Here is a 20615-nt window from a genome sequence, read left to right as displayed (position 1 = left end):
CGTCCGGGTCGGCTGTGAACAGACGGCCCGGGAACTCCCCGGAGAGCCCGGGACGCGCAGGGCCCGGGGCGCTCAGAAGAAGCCGAGGGCGGAGGCGCCGCCCACTCCGCCGAGCAGCATGAACGCGGGCATGAGGACCTTCAGCTCCACCCAGCTGCCCGCGCGGAAGCGCATCATCTTGGGCGGGCCGATCGGGTACCAGCGCTTCCCGGCGATCGGAATGGGCCACAGGATCGGGCAGCCCGAGACGGTCAGGGCGTCGCCGATGTCGTGGACCAGGGCGCCGAGCAGGATGGGCAGGCCCAGCCACAGGTACTCCTGGCCCGGCGCGGTGAACAGCCAGCCCGCGCCGTTGCCCGGCTGGTCGAGGACCCCGGCCAGGATCCAGGCGCTGGTCGCCCCGAGCAGCCAGACCAGGACGTCGCTGGACATCCGGGCCGCCCGCCACAGCAGGCCTTCGACGGCGAGCACGAGGTGGACGAAGAGCAGCGCGAGGACGCCCCAGCGGTCGGCGGTGACCGCGAGGGCGGAGGAGCCCCCGCCGATGAGGACGGCCCAGAGCCAGGTGTGGGTCAGGGTGCGGTGGCCGCCGGTGCGGCGGGCGTCGCGGGGTGAGCGGGTCGCCTTGTAGACGGCGTAGGAGATCTTGTCGACGACCTCGCACAGGCCCCGGGACAGCGGGCCGAAGGCGCGGGAGATCGTCGCCGACTTGTGGTCGAGGTCGGGGGCGAGGGCGGCGCCCGCGCAGATGAGCGCGCCGACGACGAGGACGGGCCACGGCATCGGGTGCCCGGCGGCCGCCGCGGCGGCGCCCACCCCCAGCCAGGCCGCTGCCCCCGACAGTGAGTGCGCCGGACCCATCATGCTCGTTCCCGCCCCAGTGCCGTGGTGATGGGGCCCTGTTGAGGGAATCGATCGGGCCGCCCGGACGGCTCAGCGTACCGTCGGTGATCTTCCTCCCGTCTGCCGGTTCCCTCATCCGGGGTGAAGCCAGGCAAGATGGGGGGTGTGACCCTCATTGATCAGCTCCCGCCGAACGCCGACCCCGACGCCCTCTTCGAGGCTTTCTCCTCGTGGGCGGAGGGCCAGGGCATCACCCTGTACCCGGCGCAGGAGGAGGCACTGATCGAGGTCGTCTCCGGGGCGAACGTGGTCCTTTCCACCCCGACCGGCTCCGGCAAGAGCCTCGTCGCGGCGGGCGCCCACTTCACGGCGCTGGCCCAGGACAAGGTCACCTTCTACACCGCTCCGATCAAGGCGCTGGTGTCGGAGAAGTTCTTCGACCTGTGCAAGCTGTTCGGCACCGAGAACGTCGGCATGCTGACCGGTGACGCCTCCGTGAACGCCGACGCCCCGGTGATCTGCTGCACCGCCGAGGTCCTCGCCTCCATCGCCCTGCGCGACGGCAAGTACGCCGACATCGGCCAGGTCGTCATGGACGAGTTCCACTTCTATGCGGAGCCGGACCGCGGCTGGGCCTGGCAGATCCCGCTGCTGGAGCTGCCGCAGGCGCAGTTCGTCCTGATGTCGGCCACGCTCGGCGACGTCAAGCGCTTCGAGGAGGACCTGACCCGGCGCACCGGCCGTCCCACCTCGGTGGTCCGCTCGGCGACCCGGCCCGTCCCGCTGTCGTACGAGTACGTGACGACGCCGATCACCGACACCATCACCGAGCTGCTGGAGACCCGACAGTCCCCGGTGTACATCGTGCACTTCACCCAGGCCCAGGCGGTCGAGCGGGCGCAGTCGCTCATGAGCATCAACATGTGCACCCGCGAGGAGAAGGACAAGATCGCGGAGCTGATCGGCAACTTCCGGTTCACCACGAAGTTCGGTCAGAACCTCTCCCGCTACGTCCGGCACGGCATCGGCGTCCACCACGCCGGCATGCTGCCCAAGTACCGGCGCCTGGTCGAGAAGCTGGCGCAGGCCGGCCTGCTGAAGGTCATCTGCGGTACCGACACCCTCGGCGTGGGCGTGAACGTCCCGATCCGCACGGTCCTGTTCACCGCGCTCACCAAGTACGACGGCAGCCGCGTCCGCACGCTGCGGGCCCGTGAGTTCCACCAGATCGCCGGCCGCGCCGGCCGGGCCGGCTTCGACACGGCCGGGTTCGTGGTCGCGCAGGCGCCCGAGCACGTCATCGAGAACGAGAAGGCCCTGGCGAAGGCGGGCGACGACCCGAAGAAGCGCCGCAAGGTGGTCCGCAAGAAGGCCCCCGAGGGCTTCGTGGCCTGGTCGGACACCACCTTCGAGAAGCTGATCGCCGCCGACCCGGAGCCGCTGACCTCGCGTTTCAAGGTCACCAACATCATGCTGCTGTCGGTCATCGCCCGGCCGGGCGACGCCTTCAAGGCGATGCGCCACCTGCTGGAGGACAACCACGAGCCGCGCAAGGCTCAGCTGCGGCACATCCGCCGGGCCATCGCGATCTACCGTTCGCTGCTCGACGGCGGCGTCGTGGAGAAGCTCGACACCCCGGACGCCGAGGGCCGCACCATCCGGCTCACGGTCGACCTCCAGCAGGACTTCGCGCTGAACCAGCCGCTGTCGACCTTCGCCCTGGCCTCCTTCGACCTGCTGGACCCGGAGTCCCCCTCCTACGCGCTGGACATGGTCTCGGTCGTGGAGTCGACCCTGGACGACCCGCGCCAGATCCTCGCCGCGCAGCAGAACAAGGAACGCGGCATGGCGGTCGGCGCGATGAAGGCCGACGGGATCGAGTACGAGGAGCGGATGGAGCGGCTCCAGGAGGTCACCTATCCCAAGCCCCTCGAAGAGCTGCTGCTCCACGCCTACGACGTGTACAGCAAGAGCCACCCGTGGGTCCGGGACCACCCCGTCTCCCCGAAGTCGATCATCCGCGACATGTACGAGCGGGCGATGACCTTCACCGAGTTCACGTCCTACTACGAGCTGGCCCGCACCGAGGGCATCGTGCTGCGCTACCTGGCCGGCGCGTACAAGGCGCTGGACCACACCATCCCGGACGACCTGAAGTCCGAGGACCTCCAGGACCTCATCGCCTGGCTGGGCGAGCTGGTCCGTCAGGTCGACTCCAGCCTGCTGGACGAGTGGGAGCAGCTGGCGAACCCGGAGGTGGAGACGGCGGAGCAGGCCCAGGAGAAGGCCGATCAGGTCAAGCCGGTCACGGCGAACTCCCGCGCCTTCCGCGTGCTGGTCCGCAACGCCATGTTCCGCAGGGTCGAACTGGCGGCCCTGGACCACGTCAACGTGCTGGGCGAGCTGGACGCCGAGTCCGGCTGGGACGCCGACGCCTGGGGCGACGCCATGGACGGGTACTGGGACGAGTACGACGACCTGGGTACCGGCCCCGACGCGCGCGGCCCCAAGCTCCTGCAGATCGAGGAGGACCCGGCGCACGGTCTGTGGCGCGTCCGCCAGACCTTCGCCGACCCGAACGGGGACCATGGCTGGGGCATCAGCGCCGAGGTCGACCTCGCGGCGTCCGACGAGGAGGGCCGGGCCGTCATCCGGGTCACCTCGGTCGGTGAGCTCGGCCAGCTCTGACCCGGCCCCGCGCGACGTACCCGCAGCACCCGACGGACCCGACGGACCCGACAGTGGAGAACCCCTGATGACGAACCCCGCCGAGAGACTCGTCGATCTGCTCGACCTGGAGCAGATCGAGGTCAACATCTTCCGGGGCGCGAGCCCGCAGGAATCCCTCCAGCGCGTCTTCGGCGGGCAGGTGGCCGGGCAGGCGCTGGTGGCGGCCGGCCGCACCACCGAGAGCGACCGCCCGGTCCACTCGCTCCACGCGTACTTCCTGCGCCCGGGCATCCCCGGCGTGCCCATCGTGTACCAGGTGGAGCGGGTGCGCGACGGGCGTTCGTTCACCACGCGTCGCGTCACCGCGGTCCAGCAGGGCAAGACCATCTTCAATCTGACCGCTTCCTTCCATCATCCGGAGGAGGGCAGCATCGAGCACCAGCTGCCCCCTCGCCTCGACTTCCCGCACCCGGACACCCTCCCGAAGGTCGCGGACGAGATCCGCGAGCACCTGGGCGCGCTGCCCGAGGCGCTGGAGCGGATGGCCCGCCGGCAGCCCTTCGACATCCGGTACGTGGACCGGCTCCGCTGGACCCCGGAGGAGCTCAAGGACGCCGACCCGCGCAGCGCGGTGTGGATGCGGGCGGTCGGCCCGCTGGGCGACGACCCGCTCGTGCACACCTGCGCCCTCACCTACGCCAGTGACATGACCCTCCTCGACGCGGTGCGCATCCCCGTGGAACCCCTGTGGGGCATGCGCGGTTTCGACATGGCCTCCCTGGACCACGCCATGTGGTTCCACCGGCCCTTCCGGGCGGACGAGTGGTTCCTGTACGACCAGGAGTCGCCCATCGCCCACGGCGGCCGGGGTCTGGCCCGCGGCAGGATCTACGACGTGGAGGGCAGGCTGCTGGTCTCCGTCGTCCAGGAAGGCCTGTTCCGCCCGTACGCACCCGACGCCGGCAAGCCGGCCGTGTCACCGCAGTAGTTCCCGTCCGCCCTCCCGAACCGAAGAGCTGAGCACGCGCATGCCCACCCCGGCCCTCCCCTGTCCCTGCGGGCTGCCCGCCGCCTACCCGGCGTGCTGCGGCCGCTTCCACGCGGGTACCCAGCAGGCACCCACCGCCGAGCTGCTGATGCGCTCGCGCTTCAGCGCCTTCGCGGTCGGCGACACCGCCTACCTGCTGCGCTCCTGGCACTCCTCGACCCGTCCGGGCCGGCTAGACCTGGATCCCGGGCAGCGCTGGGAACGGCTGGAGATCCTCGCCACCGAGCGGGGCGGCATGTTCGAGACGGAGGGCTCCGTGGAGTTCCGCGCGCACTACCGCGAGGGCGGGCACACGGGCTCGCTGCACGAGCACAGCGCCTTCTCCCGCGAGGCCGGCGCCTGGGTCTACGTCGGCCCCCTCTCCCCCGTCGAGTTCGACTGACCGCGGGCTCCGGCCAGGGCGAGGTCCAGGCCGGCGCGGTACCGCTCCACCTCGTCCGGCGGCTGCGCCCGCAGGAGGGGCCGCGCCACCGCCGCGGCCGCCGGGGCCTGCGGGTGGCCGTAGGGCGGGGGCGGCGCGAGCGCGGCCAGCACGATCCGCTCGGCCGGGTCCGGTACCGCGGTCCGCACCTTCTCCTCGGGGAGCACGGAGGCCAGTACGGCCGCCCGCTCCCACGGGTCGGAAGTCCGTCTCAGCAGCAGGCCCACGTGCCGGCCGCGCCAGCCGCTGGGCCTCAGGTCTCCCCCGGCCGCGATCAGTTCCCGGTCCCGCGCGGGCGCGGCCCCGCGCAGCAGCCCCGGCTCCGCGGCGGCGAACTCCCGTAGTTCCGCACCCAGGTAGAGCCATACGACGACTCGGTAGCGGTTGATCCGGTAGCCGACGGGGGTGAGGTGCCCGCAGCGCGCGAGGCGGGTGAACCGGCTCGGCCCGGTGCCCAGCACCCTCGCCCCGGCGTCGGCGCCGGCCACCGTTTCGACGCGGGCGCGCAGGGCCTCCGGGAAACCCCCGCCCGCCTTGACCCGTTCCAGCTCGGACCGGGTGAAGCGGGCAGCTCCGCCCGGGGCCCGCGGACCCGCCCGGACCAGGCCCAGTTGCACGGCGCGGGCGAACTCGGCCCGGCCCAGACCCAGTTCCCCGGCGGCCCGGGGCGCGGCGAGCAGGTCATCCTGCCGCGGGTCCCCCGGTAGCGCCTGCACGGCCGTCGTCTCCGGTCGCGCGCACACCTTCACAGCCTTCTTCATCACGGTCCTCCCCCACGAGTGGCGATCACTCTGTGCAAAGACCGTAACTCAGCGCGACGAAACCGGCCGAGGCCTGTGGATAACCTCCGGACGGACCCGCGAAGGGCCCCGGACGGCTGGGAAACCAGACCCGCCCTCAGACCCGCCCTCAGGCTCGGGGGATCAGCCCCCGGTGATCCGCCGCTCGGCGACTCCCAGGTGCTCGCCCACCCGGTTGACCAGCAGCGTCATCTCGTAGGCGACCTGCACGATGTCGGCCTCGGCGGCGCTGAGCGCGCACAGGCAGCTGCCCGATCCCGCCGCCACCACGAAGAGGAAGCCCTCGTCGTACTCCACCATCGTCTGGCGCACCTCACCCGCCCGGAAGTGCCGTCCCGAGCCCTTCGCCAGGCTCTGCAACCCGGCCGCGACGGCCGCCAGGTGCTCCGCGTCCTCCCGCGCGAGTCCCGCGGTGGCCGCCGTCACCAGTCCGTCGTTCGACAGCACCACCGCGTGCCGGACCTGCTGGACCCTGCGCGTCAGATCGTCCAGCAACCAGTCCAGCTGCTTGTCCAGTGCCATTTCCAGCCCCTCCCCGTCGCCGCGGCCGACATGGCCGCGCCCCGCCCCGCGTAGTCGTTCCGCCAGCCTTCCCCACCAGGGGCTTTCCGGCAAGGAGGATGGGCCCATGGCACAGAAGATGACTCAAGAGGAATGGCGGGCGTTCGTCTCCCACGGCACCCGTACCGGGAAGCTGGCCACGGTCCGCGAGGACGGAAGCCCGCACATCGCTCCCATCTGGTTCGTACTCGACGGCGATTCCTTCGTGTTCAACACCGGCAAGGACACCGTCAAGGGGCGGAATCTGGCCCGTGACGGCCGGGTGTCCCTCTGCGTGGACGACGACCGTCCGCCCTTCTCCTACGTGGTCCTCCAGGGGCGCGCCACGCTCAGCGAGTACGCCGACGACGCGCAGGAAATGCTGCGCTGGGCCACCCGGATCGGCGGCCGCTACATGGGCGAGGAACGGGGCGAGGCCTTCGGCCGGCGCAACGCCGTGCCCGGCGAACTCCTCGTCCGCGTCCCCATCGAGAAGGTCATCGCGACGGCCGGTGTCGCGGACTGACGCTCACGCGGGGCCGGGCTGCGGCCCCACCGAGTCCAGCAGCCGGGCGGTGTGCATCCGCCCGGCGTACTCGACGAGCCGGATGAGCACCTCCTTCCCCGAGTCCTTGTCCCGCGCGTCGCACAGCACCACCGGCGTCCCCTGGTCCAGGTCCAGCGCCCGCGCCACCTCGTTCGACCCGTAACGCCGGGCGGTCGAGAAGCAGTTGACGGCGACGACGAAGGGGATCCGCCGGTGCTCGAAGTAGTCCACCGCCGGGAAGCAGTCCTCCAGGCGCCGGGTGTCGGCGAGGACGACCGCGCCCAGCGCGCCCTGCGACAGCTCGTCCCACAGGAACCAGAAGCGGTCCTGTCCCGGGGTCCCGAACAGGTACAGCGACAGTCCCGACCGGATGGTGATCCGGCCGAAGTCCATGGCCACGGTCGTCGTCGTCTTCTGGTCGACCCCGCCGGTGTCGTCGACCAGTTCGCCCGCCTCGCTCAGCAGTTCCTCGGTCCGCAGGGGCCTGATCTCGCTGACCGCGCCGACGAGCGTGGTCTTGCCGACGCCGAAGCCGCCGGCCACGAGGATCTTCAGCGCGAGCGCGGTCAGTTCCCCGTCCGTCCCCGAACCGTCGGCCCGCGCGGGCCCGTTGTCGTGCAGTCCCATCACAGCGCTCGCAATCCTTCGATGACTTCACGCAGAATCCGCTCGTCCGGCAGCTGGGCGGGGGGCACCGGCCGGCTCACCTTGACGTGTCCCGCCTCCAGGAGGTCCCCCAGCAGCACCCGCACCACACCCACCGGCAGGTCCGCGTCCGCGGCGAGTTCCGCCACCGACTGCGTTTCGGAGCGGCACAGTCCGAGCAGGGTGCGGTGCTCCGGCCCCAGCAGTGAATCGTCCGCGTCCCCGGAGGCGTCCGGGTCGACCACGACCAGCGCGATCAGGTCGAAGCGGACCCCGTGGGGTCCGGGTTTCGTACGCCCTCCGGTCATGGCGTACGGGCGGACGAGGGGCCCCGCCTCGGCGTCGTACCACTGGCCGTCCACGTTCCGGGCCCCCGCCCTCACCCGGCGGCCGGCGGGTGGGCCGCGAACCGGGCGGGCGTGTAGAGGTGTTCGCCGACCCGCTTGACCAGGCGGGCCATCTCGTAGGCGATCAGCCCGATGTCGGCGCCGGCCGCGCTGAGGACGGCCAGGCAGGAGCCCTCCCCGGCCGCCGCGACGAAGAGGAACCCCTCGTCCATCTCCACCATGGTCTGGCGCACCTCCCCTGCGTGGAAGTGCCGTCCCGCACCCTTGGCGAGGCTGTGGAACCCGGAGGCGACGGCGGCCAGGTGCTCGGCGTCCTCCCGGCCGAGCGCTCTGGAGGAGCCCACCGCCAGCCCGTCGTTGGACAGGACCACCGCGTGCCGGACCTCGCGGACCCGCGTCACCAGGTCGTCCAGCAGCCAGTCCAGTTCGCCGTTCCGGCGGACGCCGTCGAGGTCGGTTCCGTGGTGCTCGATCATCACGCTTCTCCTTCGCTGCCTGCGTGGGGGGAGTTCTCGCGGGTGCCGCGCGCCCAGCCGTCCCGGTAGGCGGCCATGCGGTCCCGGGCCTGCTCGGGGCTGCGGCCGGGCGGCTCCCCGGGGCCCCCCGCCCCTGCCGCAGCCTTCGGTACGGGGGCCTCGCGCAGCTGCGGGACGAGACTCGCCTGCCGTACCCGGCGGGGCAGTTCGGTCACCGAGGCACCGGGTACGGACACGGATCCGGAGGCGGGGGCGGGAGGGGCGCCGGGGGCCGGGTCGGCGGGGCCCGGCAGCGGCCCCGGGTCCGGTACGGACGCGGAGACGGGGGCGGGTGCCTGGTGGGTACGGGTGGCCGTGCCGCCGGAGCCGCGCGGCCGCAGCGAGGCCACCGGGGCGGGCCGGTGCCGCTGCGGGGCGGGGCCGGAAGCCGGAGCCGGAGCCGGAGCCGGAACCCGGTCACGGTCCGGGGCCGGGGCAGGACCCGGAGCCGTGGCCGGGAGGCCGCGCACGGACTCCCGTACGACGGTCATGGCCGGGGCGGGCGACGGCGCGGGGCCGGCCCCGGGTACCGCCCCGTCCGGGGCTCCGGGTGCGGCCGCGGCGGCCGGCGGTCCGGCGATGGCGCCCTGGAGCAGGGAGTTCGGCAGCAGGACCACCGCGGTGGTGCCCCCGTAGGGCGAGGTGCGCAGGTGCACCTGGATCGCGTGGCGGGCGGAGAGCCGGCTGACGACGAAGAGCCCGAGGCGGTCGCTGTCGAAGAGGTCGAGGTCCTCGGAGTGTTCGATGCGCCGGTTGGCCTGCGCCAGTACGTCGCGGCCCATGCCGAGGCCGCGGTCCTCGACCTCCAGGACGTAGCCGGCGCCGACGGGCTCGCCGCTGACCCGGACCTTGGTGTGCGGGGGCGAGAACTGGGTGGCGTTCTCGATCAGTTCGGCGAGGAGGTGGGTGAGGTCCGCGACCGCCCCGCCGGCGACGGCCGCCTCGGCGAGCCGGCTGACCTCGACGCGCGGGTAGTCCTCGATCTCGGACACGGCCGCGCGGACCACGTTGGTCAGCGGGACCGGCGTCCGCCAGGCACGTCCGGGGGAGGCCCCGGAGAGGATGATCAGGCTCTCGGCGTGCCGGCGCATGCGGGTGGTGAGGTGGTCGAGCCGGAAGAGGTCGCCGAGCTCGCCCGGGTCGTCGGCGCGCCGCTCCATGGAGTCGAGGAGGGTGAGCTGTTTGTGGACCAGGACCTGGCTGCGGCGGGCGAGGTTGACGAACACCCCGCTCACTCCGCTGGCGAGTTCGGCGCGCTCGACCGCGGCGCTGAGGGCGGCCCGGTGGACGGTGGACAGCGCCTCCCCGACCTGGGTGATCTCGTCGTCGGCGGGCGGCCCGGGCGGGGTCTCGGCGTCCACGTCGACGGTCTGTCCGGCGCGCAGCCGGTCCATGGCGTGCGGGAGTTCGCGGTGGGCGATCTCCAGGGCGGTGTTGCGCAGCGAGACCAGCTCCACGACCAGGGCGCGGCCGATGCGGACCGAGATGACGAGCGAGGCGGCGACCGCGGCGAGGCCCAGCAGCACGGCGGCGCCGGCGGGGCTGAGCGCGCCTTCGGTGAAGGGGTCGGCGCGGTCGGCGGCTTCGGCGTGCGCGGTCCGGCGGATCTCCTTCATCGAGGCGCTGATCTCCGTGTACGCGGCCTCCCAGCCGGCGGGAGCGGCAGACGCCTCGCGCGCCGCGCCCGCGTTGCCGTTGCCGTTGCCGGGGGCGGCCGGGGTGGGCGTGCCCGGGGTGGCGGCCAGGGCCCGGTCCTCGGCTGCGGTGAGGTCGGCGTACGCGGCGCTCTTGGAGGTGGCCTCCCATACGGCCCGCTGGGCGGCGGGCAGGTCCCGGGCGGCGGCGGAGGTCAGCGCGCGCCGGGTTTCGACGGTCCCGGCCAGGCGCCGAAGCGTTTCGGCACTGCGCTGGCCGGGCACGGCGAGCAGGACGTCCTCCCGGGCCAGCAGTTCCCCGGCGCGGGCGAACTCCAGCAGCACGCGGGCGTCGGAGCCGAGTTCGGGGTCGCGGCCACCGGAGAGGGCACCTTCGACGGCGAGGGCGGAGTCGGCCACGCGCGTGTAGGTCTCGTAGGCCGCGTCGGGGGCGGCGCGGCGGTCGGTGACGTCCTTGCGGGCGGAGCCGAGGGACTCCGCGGCGGTGACGAAGTCGCGGAGCCGGGTGACGACGTCGGCGCCGTGGTTCCCGGAGTCGGCGACGGTGTGGCGGTCGCCGAGGCGCAGGCTCCGTACGGCGTCGTCGGTGCGCCGGACCTGCTGTGCCAGGGCGGATCCCTGGTCGGAGGGATCGGCCAGGAAGCGGACGGCCGACCGGCGTTCGGCCTGGAGCTCGGTCAGGGCGGCGGCGACGGGGGTGCGTATCTCGGCGTCGACCTGGCGGATCCGGCTGAGGCGGGCGATGTCCTGGGCGGTGCTGACGGTGGCGAAACCCCAGAGGGCCAGCAGCGAGATCACGGGGACCATCAGCAGCGAGACGATCTTCGCGCGGACGGTGGCGGGCCGCAGCCGGATCCGGGGCCGCACCCCGCCCGCAGCGGCTCGGGCCGGGGCCGCACCGGGGAGGGGGGCCCGGTCCTGCTCGGGTTCCTCGGCCGGGGGCCCCGCGTGCGCCCGGCGGCCGCGCGCAGGGGGCACGGGCGGCCGCTGTGCCGCTGCTTCCGGTCTGGTGCGGGGTCTGCGCATGGGCTCCTCGTTCCGGGTGGTGCGTGCGAAGGTCGGGGGCGGACGTCGGGGGGCGGCGGGGCCGGATCAGCGGGCGGGCAGCGCGCTCTCGCCCAGGTTCCGGGCGGAGGCGGAGGCCGCCCGCTCGTCGGCGGTCGGGGAGAGCGCGACGAAGGCGGCGGTGATGAAGAGGTAGGAGCCCAGGCCGACCGCGAGCGGGAAGATGAACTGCATGGCCGTGGCTCCGGAGAGCGCCGTGTCCGAGGGGGTGACGCCGACGGCGACGGCGGCCATGCCCGTGTAGTGCATGCTGGTGACGGCGGCGCCCATGACCAGCGAGGCCACGGCGACGGCGACGGGTGCCTTGATGTTGAGGGCCGCCCAGAGGGCGGCGGTCGCGGCGAGCACGGCGATGGCGACGGAGAGCGCGACGACCAGCGGCCGGTAGGTGACCTCGCCGTGCAGGCGCAGGGCGGCCATGCCGAGGTAGTGCATGCTCGCGACGCCCAGGCCCGTGGTCAGGCCGCCGAGGACGAGGGCCCTGCCGCGGTTCCTGCCGTAGCCGACGGCGAAGACCCCGGCGCCTACGACGAGCACGGCGACGAGCAGGCTCAGGATGGTCAGCGGCACGTTGAAGCGGACCTCGGTACCGGTGACGTGGAACCCGAGCATGGCGATGAAGTGCATCGTCCAGATGCCGGTGCCGATGGCCGAGGCGGCGGTGAGGAGCCAGTTGCGGCGGGAGGTACCCGTCGCGGCGAGCGCGCGGACGGTGCAGCGCAGCCCGAGGGCGGCGCCGATCGACGCCATCACGTATGACAGTACGGGTGTAAGCCAGCCATAGGCGGCGTGGTCCAGGTGTCCCATGGCCACGGGACGCTAGTCCGGGTGAGGGGACGAACAAGGGGAGCATTTCGAAAGCCGCTGGAACTGCTGGAATATGACAGAGCTACGTTCGTCTTCGATCACACCACGTACCACCTTGTGCACGCACCGCAGGCAGCCTCGGAGGGCGGTAGGTGGCCAGAACCCCGCGCGGCGCCGTGGGAACGCCGCCGTGCGGGATCATGGGCGCATGAGCGGAGACCACACGCATGTGCAGGAGTTCTTCGGGGTGCGCGCCGAAGCCTGGGACCGGAAGTTCCCGGAGGACGGGCCCGCCTTCGTCGCCGCCGTGGCCGAGTCCGGGCTGCGCCCCGGGGACCGGGTGCTCGACGCGGGCTGCGGCACCGGCCGGGCGCTGACCCCGTTGCGGGCCGCCGTCGGGCCCTCCGGAACCGTGCTGGGCGTCGACCTCACCGAGGAGATGCTGGCCGCCGCGCGGCGGGCCGGGCGCGGGGCGGACGGGACGCTGCTGCGGGCGGACGTGGCCCGGCTGCCCCTGCGGGACGGCGCCCTGGACGCGGTGTTCGCGGCCGGGCTGATCGCCCACCTGCCGGACCCGGCGGCCAACCTGCGCGAACTCGCCCGCGTGGTGCGCCCCGGGGGCCGGCTCGCGCTCTTCCACCCGATCGGGCGCGCCGCGCTCGCCGCGCGCCACGGCCGGGAGCTCACCCCCGACGACCTGCGGGCCGAGCACAACCTCGGCCCGCTGCTGGCCGGTTCGGGCTGGGACATGACCCGCTACGCCGACGAGGACGCCCGCTTCCTGGTGCTCGCGGACCGTCGCGCCTGAGCCCGCACGCCCCGGCCGGCCGGTGCTACGCGGGCGGCTGGGCGTCCGCCCCGGCCGGACGGCGGGGGTGGGGTACGGGACAGCCGCCCGCGCCCGGCACCGGGAAGGTGCCGAGTTCGCCCACGTCGTAGCCGCCCCGGTACCCCTTGACCTCCGGGTTCTGACGGGCGTGGTGGGGGCTTCGGCGCGGGGGCAGCAGGCGTACCGCGCGGCCCCGCAGCCGCAGGGCGCCCCGCACTAGCCGCCGGACGCCGGGGCGCGGGAACTCGTAGCGGAAGGCGCTCAGCAGCGGCTCGTCGAGGAGGGCGAGGCTCGCGCCCCGCACGGCGGGGGCGAGCGGCGCCGGATACCAGGAGGCCATCAGGCCGAGGGTGGAGTCGGCGACCGCGCGGCCCCCTTCGTCCCAGCCGAAGTGGGCCGCCTCGTAGGCCTCCAGGGTGCTCTCGAACTCGTCGAAGGAGTCCGGAATGTCCTTGATGCCCAAGTGTCGGCCCAGGGTCGCGTAGTAACGGGCGCAGGCCGTGCGCTCGTGCCGGGTCAGCGGGCGCCAGCCGTAGGCGTCGATCCAGCGTGCGGGGATCACCACGAACGTGCACAGGACGTAGCGCATGTCGTCGTCGGAGATGTCGTAGCTGCGGTGCATCTGGTTGACGCGGCGGATCGCGGTGCGCGCCGTGTCGCTGTCGAAGCCGTGCTCGACGACCGCGTCGAGGAGCAGCACGGTGTCGTCGTACCGCTTCTGCGTGCGCTCGGTGAACTCGGCGGTCTCGGCGAGGAGGCCGCCGATGGAAGGGACGGCGTAGGTCCGGAAGAGGGCGAGCTCCAGGGCGCGGGTGAAGTCCCAGGGGAACTCGTAGGTGGCGGTGAGCCGGTAGATGGCGAGGAAGTCCTTGTCGGGATCGAGCCGGAGGATTTCCCTCAGCCGGTCGTAACGCTGCACCGGTATCCCTTTCTGTGGCGGGTTCCCAACTGTACGTACAGGTGGCGGGCTTGGAAATCGGACTCCTCCTGCTCTCGACGTGCGTGTTACCCGCTGGTTAAGGTGCGCCGACGAGAGAGCGATCGGGAGGCCACGTGTCAGACGAGGAGGACGGGGGCTCGCTGTACGTGCTGACCGCCGTGCTGCTGACCCCCACGCAGTTCCCGGCCGTCCTGGGCGACGACTTCCCGGAGGCCTGTGCGCTGCTGGGCGTACGGCCGGTCACGGACGGGTACGGGCTGGTGCTCGGGCAGGACGAGGAGGGGGCGCGCTGGACGGTCGTCGTGGACGACGTCTCGCTGGTGGCCGCCGCCATCGCCTCCTGGGACTGCGGCATGGAGTACGACCTGTCGCCCGACGAGCGGACGATCGTGGTCTCCCTCGCGGGCTGGCCGCTGGAGCTGACGGTGTCCGCGCCGGGTGTTCCGGAGCCGCACGATCCGGAGCAGGGTGCGGACGGCACCGGCCGGGTGCCGCTGACTCCGCCCTCGGCGGAGGCCTGGGGGCCGGTGCAGCGCCGCATGGGTGCGGACCAGATCGCCCGGGAGTGGGCGGACTGGCGCGAGCGCGTGGCGACGGACGGCGGGGCGGCGGCTGCCGCGCACCCCGGTCTGGCGCGGGCGCTCAAGGAGGCGACGGGATACACCCGCGAGGCGCCGCCGGCGGGCCGGGTGCGGTCCTCCTTCGCCGCCGAGGGCGCCCGTACCGTACGGGCGGACGGGCCCGGCTGGTCGCTGGTGGCGCGGACCGACGACACGGCCTTCGTCCTGCTGGACGAGGAGCCGGGCGAGGTCCTTGCCGTCCCCCGCGAGGGGGAGGTCGACCTCCGGGAACTGTTGGCGGCGCTGGACCGCGTGGCCGCGCGGCCGGCGTGAACTCACGAGAACGAGAAGTGCGTACACGAGGGGGACGGCATGACGGAGCGAGCCGGCGCTGAGGATTCAGTGGAGTCGGAGAAGTCGGTGAAGTCGGTGGAGTGCGAGCCGGTGGGGGTGGTCCTGGGAGGCCGCGCGGAGGTGGCCGACGACGACTGGGGACGGGAGACGGCGGTCATCCGGCTGGACGCGCGGCGGTTCGGTCCGGAAGCCCTGTACGGGCTGGAGGACTTCTCGCACCTGGAGGTCGTCTACCACTTCGACCGGGTACCGGTGAAGAAGATCGAGACGGGCGCCCGGCATCCCCGGGGCAACACGGACTGGCCGCTGGTCGGCATCTTCGCGCAGCGCGGGAAGAACCGGCCGAACCGGCTCGGCGTCTCGCGCTGCCGGGTGCTGAAGGTGGACGGCCTGGACGTGCACGTGGCGGGCCTCGACGCGGTGGACGGCACTCCGGTGCTCGACCTCAAGCCGTACATGGAGGAGTTCGGGCCTCGCGGCGGGACCCGCCAGCCGCAGTGGGCCACGGCCCTGATGCGGGACTACTACTGACCCGAACCGGGGTCCGCCGGCCCAGCCGCGCCGGAACGGGTCCGGGGTGCTCCGCGTCGACGGGACGCCCCGGCACCGGGTGCGGGCCCGACGCCGGGCTCTGGTGCCGGTCCGCGTCGGCCCGTCCCTTCAGACCCGTTGGATCAGACCCGTTCGAGAGGGACGTGCGGGCGTGCCGGAAGGGTGACCGTGATCGTGTCGCCGGGGCGGATCGTGCCGCCGCGGTGGACCACGGCCATGATTCCGGCCTTGCGGACCAGCCGTCCCTCCTCGTCCCGCCCGACGACCTGCTTGAGCAGCCCGCTCCGGAAGTTGTCGATCTGCAGGCACGGGTTGCGCAGACCGGTCACCTCCACGACCGCCTCCTCGCCGAGCGTCAGCAGCGTTCCGGTCGGGAGCGCGAGCAGGTCGATCCCCTGCGTGGTCACGTTCTCCCCGAGCTCGCCCGGCGCGACCTCGAAGCCCTGGCCCGCCACCTCGTCGAACAGCTCGCGGTGGATGAGGTGCACCTGCCGCAGGTTGGGCTGCGTCGGGTCCTGCGCCACGCGCGAACGGTGCTTGACCGTGACCCCCGCGTGCACGTCCCCCTCCACACCGAGGCCGGCGAGCAGCGTGATGCTCTCCCGGTTCGGCTTCGTGAACGAGTACGCGCCGTTGCTGCTGACCGCCGCGACCTGTGCGGTGTTCATGAAAAACGTCCCCCTTGCCGCCCTCAGCGGCCGAGCTGCTTCCTGGATATGCCCCGCAGTCGACGGCGCTGGGAGGTGTCCAGCAGGAGGTACGCGACGGCCGGGACCGCGACGAGGGCCACCAGCCCCCACACGCCGAACACGTAGAACAGCACGATGGCTGCAGCGACCGCGGCAACCGCGACCTTTCCGCTCCTCGACATCTACGGACACCTCCTCCTGCGTCGGCTACTGACCTCTCAACGCTCCGCCCCGACCGCGCGTTCCCGCGTGACCCAGGTCACCGCGTCGCTGACACCGCCGGGGGCCGGGCATGAGGTACTCTCGGCCGCCCCGTACCCGGTAGTCAAGTTTGAGGAATGCGTGCGCTCCGAGATCTCCGGCCTCCTCCGCCACTCTGCGGTCTTCCTGCCCGCCGACCCGCCGCGGAACGGCCGCGTCGCCTTCTGGCAGACGGGATCTGGCGGCTCCCAGGGTTCCGGGGGCTCCCAGGGCTCCGGCGGCTCCCGGGGCTCCGGCGGCTCCCGGGGCTCCGACTGCTTCGAGCACCCCGACGGCGTCGTGGAGGAGCTGACCGTGGTCACGCCCGCGCTGCGCCGGGTGCCCGTCCAGGCCCTGGTGCTGCCCGTCGCCGCCGCCCTGCCGCTGCTCACCCGGGCCCGTACCGCCCCCGGCGCGAGCGGCCCGGCCGCGTTCTGGGGAGCGGCCGCGCTGCTCGCCCTGCGGTTCACCGCCCGGGGGCTCCTGCTGCCGGGACTGAGCCCCGCCGGGTACGACGCGTGGCGGGCCGGTCCGCTGGAGGCCGCCGACCTGGGGGCGGTCCGGGAGCTGGCGTCCGCCATGCCGCCCGAAGCCCACTGCGTCCCCCTGGAGGCGGACGGCCCGCTCCGGCTGCCCGCCCCCGAACCCCTGCTGCGGGCCTTCCTCGACGCGGTCGCCGACACCCTGCCCCGGTCCCCCGCCGCACCCGCCGCCGCGGGCGGCCCCGCCTTCGCGGCGCCCGCGGGCTCCCTGCCCGCCCGGCCGGGTCCCGCCCTGCGGGCGTGGGCCGACGAGGTCGCTGCGGGCCACGACGCGGGAGTACGCATCTCCCTGCGCATCGAACTCCGCGACACCGGCCCGCACCGGCCCGACGGCGACCGCTCCACCGCCGGCTCCGCCCCGAACTCACGGAACTCCCCGGTCTCCCCGTTCTCCCCCGACGCCGCTACCACGGACACGGAAACGGAAACGAACGCCACGGACTCCCCCGGATCCGAGGCCCCGCCGGCCCTGCGCGCCGTGCTCCAGATGCACAGCCTCGCCGACTCCGGCCTCGTCGCCGACGCCTCCGACGTCTGGGCCGCCCCGACGGCGCCCCCGGGAGCCGCCCCTGCCCCCTTCCCGCCCCGCGCCCGCCTCGACGCCCTGCGCGCGCTGCGCCGCGCGGCCCGGATCTGGCCCGCGCTCGCCCCGCTGCTCGGGGCCGCCGTACCGGACGCGGTCGACCTCGCCGACGAGGACGTGACGGAGTTGCTCGGCGGCGCCGCCGCGGCCCTCGCCGCCGACGGTGTCCAGGTGCACTGGCCGCGCCGGCTCGCCCGTACCCTCACCTCCCGCGCCGTCATCGGCTCCCCTCCCGCGCACGCCTCCGGGACACCGCCGGTACCGGGCCTCCTCTCCCCCGACGCCGTGCTGTCCTTCGACTGGCGCCACTCCCTCGGCGATCAGGCGGCCGACCTGACCCCGGCGGAACTCGACCGCCTGGCCGAGGCGAAGCGCCCCCTGGTCCGGCTGCGCGACGAGTGGGTGCTGGTCGACCCCGCCGAGGTCCGGCGCGCCCGCGCCCGCGCGGAACGCCCCGTCACGGTCGGCGCCGCCGACGCGCTGGCCGCCGTACTCACCGGTTCCACCGAGGTCGACGGCACGCGGGTCGAGGTGACGGCCGCCGGAGCGCTCGCCGAGCTGAAGGCACGGCTCACCGCCGACCCCGCACACGCCGCCCTCCCCGAGGCACCGAAGGGCCTCGCCGCAACCCTGCGCGACTACCAGCTGCGCGGGCTGGCCTGGCTCGACCTGATGACCTCGCTCGGCCTCGGCGCCTGCCTGGCCGACGACATGGGCCTCGGCAAGACCGTCACCCTGATCGCCCTGCACCTGCACCGCGACCGCCCCGAGCCCACCCTCGTCATCTGCCCGGCCTCCCTCCTGGGCAACTGGCAGCGGGAGATCGAGAGGTTCGCGCCCGGCACGCCCGTACGCCGCTTCCACGGCGGCAGCCGCACCCTCGACGGACTCGAAGGCGGCTTCGTCCTCACCACGTACGCCACCATGCGGCTCGACGCCGCCGAACTCGCCGCCCGCCCCTGGGGGATGGTCGTCGCCGACGAGGCCCAGCACGTCAAGAACCCGCGCTCCGCCACCGCCAGGGCGCTGCGCACCATCCCCGCGCCGGCCCGCGTCGCCCTCACCGGCACCCCCGTGGAGAACGACCTCTCCGAACTGTGGGCCCTGCTCGACTGGACCACGCCCGGCCTCCTCGGCCGGCTCGGCACCTTCCGCGCGCGCTACGCCGAGCCCGTCGAGAGCGGCCGCGACCCGCGGGCCGCCGCCCGGCTGGCCGCGCTGGTGCGGCCGTTCCTGCTGCGGCGCAAGAAGTCCGACCCGGGCATCGCCCCCGAGCTGCCGCCGAAGACGGAGACCGACCACCCGGTGTCCCTCACCCGCGAACAGGCCGGGCTGTACGAGGCGGTCGTGCGCGAGACCCTCGCCGCGATCGCGGCCGCGGACGGGATGGAGCGACGCGGCCTGGTCGTCAGGCTGCTGACCTCCCTCAAGCAGATCTGCAACCACCCCGCCCAGTACCTGAAGGATCAGGACCCCACCGGGGCCGGCGGCCGGGAGGCGGCGCAGGACACCGCCCGTTCCGGAAAGCTGGAGCTCCTCGACGAACTCCTCGGCACGATCCTCGCCGAGGGCGGCTCCGTCCTGGTCTTCACCCAGTACGTGGCCATGGCCCGGATCCTGGAGCGGCACCTGGCGGCACGCGGGATCGCCTCGCAGCTCCTGCACGGCGGGACGCCGGTCCCGCGCCGCGAGGAACTCGTCGACCGCTTCCAGTCCGGGGAGGTCCCGGTGTTCCTGCTCTCCCTCAAGGCGGCCGGGACGGGCCTGAACCTGACCCGGGCCGGACACGTCGTCCACTTCGACCGCTGGTGGAACCCGGCCGTCGAGGAACAGGCCACCGACCGCGCCTACCGCATCGGCCAGACCCAGCCCGTCCAGGTCCACCGGATCATCGCCGAGGGCACCGTCGAGGACCGCATCGCCGAACTCCTGGAACGCAAGAGGGCCCTGGCCGACTCCGTCCTCGCGGGCGGCGAGGGCGCGCTGACCGAACTGACCGACGCCGAGCTGGCCGAGCTCGTGGCCCTGCGCCCGGCCCCGGGGAGCAACCGATGAGCAGCGCGCACGACCCGTACGAGAAGACGTTCCCCGCGCTGCCGCCGCACGCCGGCCGGGCCTTCGCCACCACCTGGTGGGGTCACGCCTGGCTGCGCGCCCTGGAGGACGGCGCCCTCGACGCGGAGCAGGTCAGGCAGGGCCGGCGGTACGCGCGCACCGGCGCGGTCGGCGCCGTATCGGTGCGCGCGGGCGGGCTGACGGCCGTGGTGCGGGACCGGGACGGGACGGCTCACCGGACGGACGTGCTGGTCCAGGAGTTCACGGAAGCGGAATGGGACCGGCTGCTGGGTCTGGCGGCCGCGGAGTCGGGGCACATCGCCGCGCTGCTGGACCGTGAGGTGCCGCCGGAGCTGGCCGAGGACGCGGCGGCGGCCGGGGTGGACCTGCTGCCGGGCATCGGCGAGCTCGACCCGCGCTGCGACTGCGGCGAGTGGGACCACTGCCCGCACACGGCGGCGCTCTGCTACCAGATGGCGCGGCTGCTGGACGGGGACCCGTTCCTGCTGCTGCTGTTGCGCGGGCGTGCGGAGCGGGACCTCGTGATCCAGCTGGAGGACCGCAGCGTCGCCGGAGCGGAACCGGAACGGGAACCGGAACCGGGTGTCCGGCCTGCCGACACCGGCGTCCCGGCGGCCGAGGTGTTCGCGGCCCGGGCCGGCCTGCCGCCGCTGCCCCCGCCGCCGGAGCTGCCGGACGCTCCGGGTCAGCCGCCGACGCTGGACACCGAGGCGCAGCCGGAGGGACTGGACGTGGACGCCGTGGAGTTCCTCGCGCAGGCGGCCGCGTCCGAAGCCCACCGGCTGCTCGCGGAGGCCCTGGCCGCGGGCGGCGCCGAGTACGCGCGGCGGGCCCCGCTGACCGCCACGGAAGACGCGGTACGGCTCACCGCCGGGGCCCGCCACTTCCGGCTCCGTTTCCGCCTGGCGGCGGCTTCCGGCCGCGACGGCCCGGCGATGGCCCTGGCCGTACGGGCCTGGGGCTTCGGCGGGGCGCCCGCCCTCGCGGTGCTGGAGGACGACTGGTCGCCGGACCGGGAGGCTCTGGCCCGGGCCCGCTCCGCACTGGCGGCGGCCTGGCCGGACGAGGATGCTCCGGAGCTGCGCCGGGTCCGCGCCCGCTGGACGGCACCGGGCGCCCGGCAGCAGCTCCGCCTCGGCCGGGACGGCCGCTGGTGGCCGCTGCGCCGCGAGGCGGGCCGGTGGACCCTGGCCGGCCCGGGCGCGCCGGACCCGGCCTCGGCCCTGGCCTCTCTGGAGGCCGGCCCCGGCGAAGGCGCCGACGGGCCGGCCTGATCGACGGGCCGCCCCCGGGCACTCGTTTCGGCGGGGAGTGGCCGACGTAGTGCTTGCCGGGGCCGGGCACCCG

At 73.9% G+C, this 20615-nt stretch carries 20 protein-coding genes; 9 read left to right on the top strand and 11 right to left on the bottom strand.

Annotated features, from left to right (window positions below):
* Positions 1-72 precede the first annotated feature (72 nt).
* Positions 73-864 (bottom strand): metal-dependent hydrolase, encoded by a 792-nt coding sequence (locus ABZZ17_RS00200; protein ID WP_356870289.1) that lies wholly within the window; start codon positions 862-864, stop codon positions 73-75.
* 144 nt (positions 865-1008) lie between these two features.
* Between ABZZ17_RS00200 and ABZZ17_RS00195 the strand changes: the two genes are divergently transcribed.
* From ABZZ17_RS00195 to ABZZ17_RS00185, 3 genes are all read left to right on the top strand, one after another.
* Positions 1009-3531: a DUF3516 domain-containing protein gene (locus tag ABZZ17_RS00195; protein WP_356870287.1), complete on the top strand. Its 2523-nt coding sequence runs from the start codon at positions 1009-1011 to the stop codon at positions 3529-3531.
* A gap of 67 nt (positions 3532-3598) precedes the next feature.
* Positions 3599-4501: an acyl-CoA thioesterase II gene (locus tag ABZZ17_RS00190; RefSeq protein ID WP_356870285.1), complete on the top strand. Its 903-nt coding sequence runs from the start codon at positions 3599-3601 to the stop codon at positions 4499-4501.
* Positions 4502-4541: 40 nt separating this feature from the next.
* On the top strand, positions 4542-4943 hold the full coding sequence (locus tag ABZZ17_RS00185) for a YchJ family metal-binding protein (protein ID WP_356870283.1): 402 nt from the start codon (positions 4542-4544) through the stop codon (positions 4941-4943).
* Here ABZZ17_RS00185 and ABZZ17_RS00180 read toward each other — a convergent pair.
* Together ABZZ17_RS00180 and ABZZ17_RS00175 are read right to left on the bottom strand one after the other, a co-directional pair.
* On the bottom strand, positions 4907-5743 hold the full coding sequence (locus ABZZ17_RS00180) for a DUF6397 family protein (RefSeq protein WP_356870281.1): 837 nt from the start codon (positions 5741-5743) through the stop codon (positions 4907-4909). The genes ABZZ17_RS00185 and ABZZ17_RS00180 overlap by 37 nt on opposite strands.
* 162 nt (positions 5744-5905) lie before the next feature.
* Positions 5906-6304, bottom strand: coding sequence for a roadblock/LC7 domain-containing protein (locus tag ABZZ17_RS00175; protein WP_281209658.1), 399 nt, complete (start codon positions 6302-6304; stop codon positions 5906-5908).
* A gap of 106 nt (positions 6305-6410) precedes the next feature.
* Here ABZZ17_RS00175 and ABZZ17_RS00170 point away from each other — a divergent pair, with 106 nt between their 5' ends.
* Positions 6411-6848, top strand: a complete 438-nt coding sequence (locus ABZZ17_RS00170; protein WP_356870279.1) for a PPOX class F420-dependent oxidoreductase — start codon at positions 6411-6413, stop codon at positions 6846-6848.
* 3 nt (positions 6849-6851) lie between these two features.
* On the opposite strand, the gene ABZZ17_RS00165 is transcribed toward ABZZ17_RS00170, so the two are convergent.
* The 5 genes from ABZZ17_RS00165 to ABZZ17_RS00145 form a co-directional block, all read right to left on the bottom strand.
* The gene (locus tag ABZZ17_RS00165) at positions 6852-7496 is read right to left on the bottom strand and encodes an ATP/GTP-binding protein (RefSeq protein ID WP_356870277.1); all 645 of its coding nucleotides are present in this window, start codon (positions 7494-7496) and stop codon (positions 6852-6854) included.
* On the bottom strand, positions 7496-7897 hold the full coding sequence (locus ABZZ17_RS00160; RefSeq protein ID WP_356870275.1) for a DUF742 domain-containing protein: 402 nt from the start codon (positions 7895-7897) through the stop codon (positions 7496-7498). Before ABZZ17_RS00160 ends, ABZZ17_RS00165 begins: the two co-directional genes overlap by 1 nt.
* Positions 7894-8337: a roadblock/LC7 domain-containing protein gene (locus ABZZ17_RS00155; RefSeq protein ID WP_356870273.1), complete on the bottom strand. Its 444-nt coding sequence runs from the start codon at positions 8335-8337 to the stop codon at positions 7894-7896. The genes ABZZ17_RS00160 and ABZZ17_RS00155 overlap by 4 nt, the downstream gene beginning before the upstream one ends.
* Positions 8337-11057, bottom strand: coding sequence for an ATP-binding protein (locus ABZZ17_RS00150; protein ID WP_356870271.1), 2721 nt, complete (start codon positions 11055-11057; stop codon positions 8337-8339). The genes ABZZ17_RS00155 and ABZZ17_RS00150 overlap by 1 nt, the downstream gene beginning before the upstream one ends.
* A gap of 66 nt (positions 11058-11123) precedes the next feature.
* On the bottom strand, positions 11124-11903 hold the full coding sequence (locus tag ABZZ17_RS00145) for an MHYT domain-containing protein (RefSeq protein WP_356870269.1): 780 nt from the start codon (positions 11901-11903) through the stop codon (positions 11124-11126).
* Positions 11904-12111: 208 nt separating this feature from the next.
* On the opposite strand from ABZZ17_RS00145, the gene ABZZ17_RS00140 reads away from it, so the two are divergent.
* Positions 12112-12711, top strand: a complete 600-nt coding sequence (locus ABZZ17_RS00140; RefSeq protein WP_356870267.1) for a methyltransferase domain-containing protein — start codon at positions 12112-12114, stop codon at positions 12709-12711.
* Positions 12712-12736: 25 nt separating this feature from the next.
* Here the strand turns inward: ABZZ17_RS00140 and ABZZ17_RS00135 are convergent, their stop codons facing one another.
* Positions 12737-13651, bottom strand: a complete 915-nt coding sequence (locus ABZZ17_RS00135) for an oxygenase MpaB family protein (protein WP_356870265.1) — start codon at positions 13649-13651, stop codon at positions 12737-12739.
* Positions 13652-13785: 134 nt separating this feature from the next.
* Between ABZZ17_RS00135 and ABZZ17_RS00130 the strand changes: the two genes are divergently transcribed.
* Both ABZZ17_RS00130 and ABZZ17_RS00125 read left to right on the top strand, forming a co-directional pair.
* A complete protein-coding gene (locus tag ABZZ17_RS00130; protein ID WP_356870263.1) occupies positions 13786-14565 on the top strand; it encodes a hypothetical protein in 780 nt (259 codons plus the stop codon).
* Positions 14566-14604: 39 nt separating this feature from the next.
* Entirely contained in the window at positions 14605-15117 is a 513-nt protein-coding gene (locus ABZZ17_RS00125) for an SAM-dependent methyltransferase (RefSeq protein WP_356870261.1), read from the top strand.
* A gap of 143 nt (positions 15118-15260) precedes the next feature.
* Here the strand turns inward: ABZZ17_RS00125 and ABZZ17_RS00120 are convergent, their stop codons facing one another.
* Both ABZZ17_RS00120 and ABZZ17_RS00115 read right to left on the bottom strand, forming a co-directional pair.
* Positions 15261-15806 (bottom strand): MOSC domain-containing protein, encoded by a 546-nt coding sequence (locus tag ABZZ17_RS00120; RefSeq protein WP_356870259.1) that lies wholly within the window; start codon positions 15804-15806, stop codon positions 15261-15263.
* Positions 15807-15829: 23 nt separating this feature from the next.
* On the bottom strand, positions 15830-16009 hold the full coding sequence (locus tag ABZZ17_RS00115) for a hypothetical protein (RefSeq protein ID WP_356870257.1): 180 nt from the start codon (positions 16007-16009) through the stop codon (positions 15830-15832).
* Positions 16010-16169: 160 nt separating this feature from the next.
* Here ABZZ17_RS00115 and ABZZ17_RS00110 point away from each other — a divergent pair, with 160 nt between their 5' ends.
* Together ABZZ17_RS00110 and ABZZ17_RS00105 are read left to right on the top strand one after the other, a co-directional pair.
* On the top strand, positions 16170-19247 hold the full coding sequence (locus ABZZ17_RS00110) for a DEAD/DEAH box helicase (protein ID WP_356870255.1): 3078 nt from the start codon (positions 16170-16172) through the stop codon (positions 19245-19247).
* On the top strand, positions 19244-20542 hold the full coding sequence (locus tag ABZZ17_RS00105) for an SWF or SNF family helicase (protein ID WP_356870253.1): 1299 nt from the start codon (positions 19244-19246) through the stop codon (positions 20540-20542). Before ABZZ17_RS00110 ends, ABZZ17_RS00105 begins: the two co-directional genes overlap by 4 nt.
* Positions 20543-20615 lie beyond the last annotated feature (73 nt).

The organism is Streptomyces sp. NPDC006512, from assembly GCF_040611935.1.
GTDB lineage: Bacteria > Actinomycetota > Actinomycetes > Streptomycetales > Streptomycetaceae > Streptomyces.
Note: the sequence above shows the minus strand (reverse complement) of the source record. Positions and strands in the feature narration are given on the sequence as shown.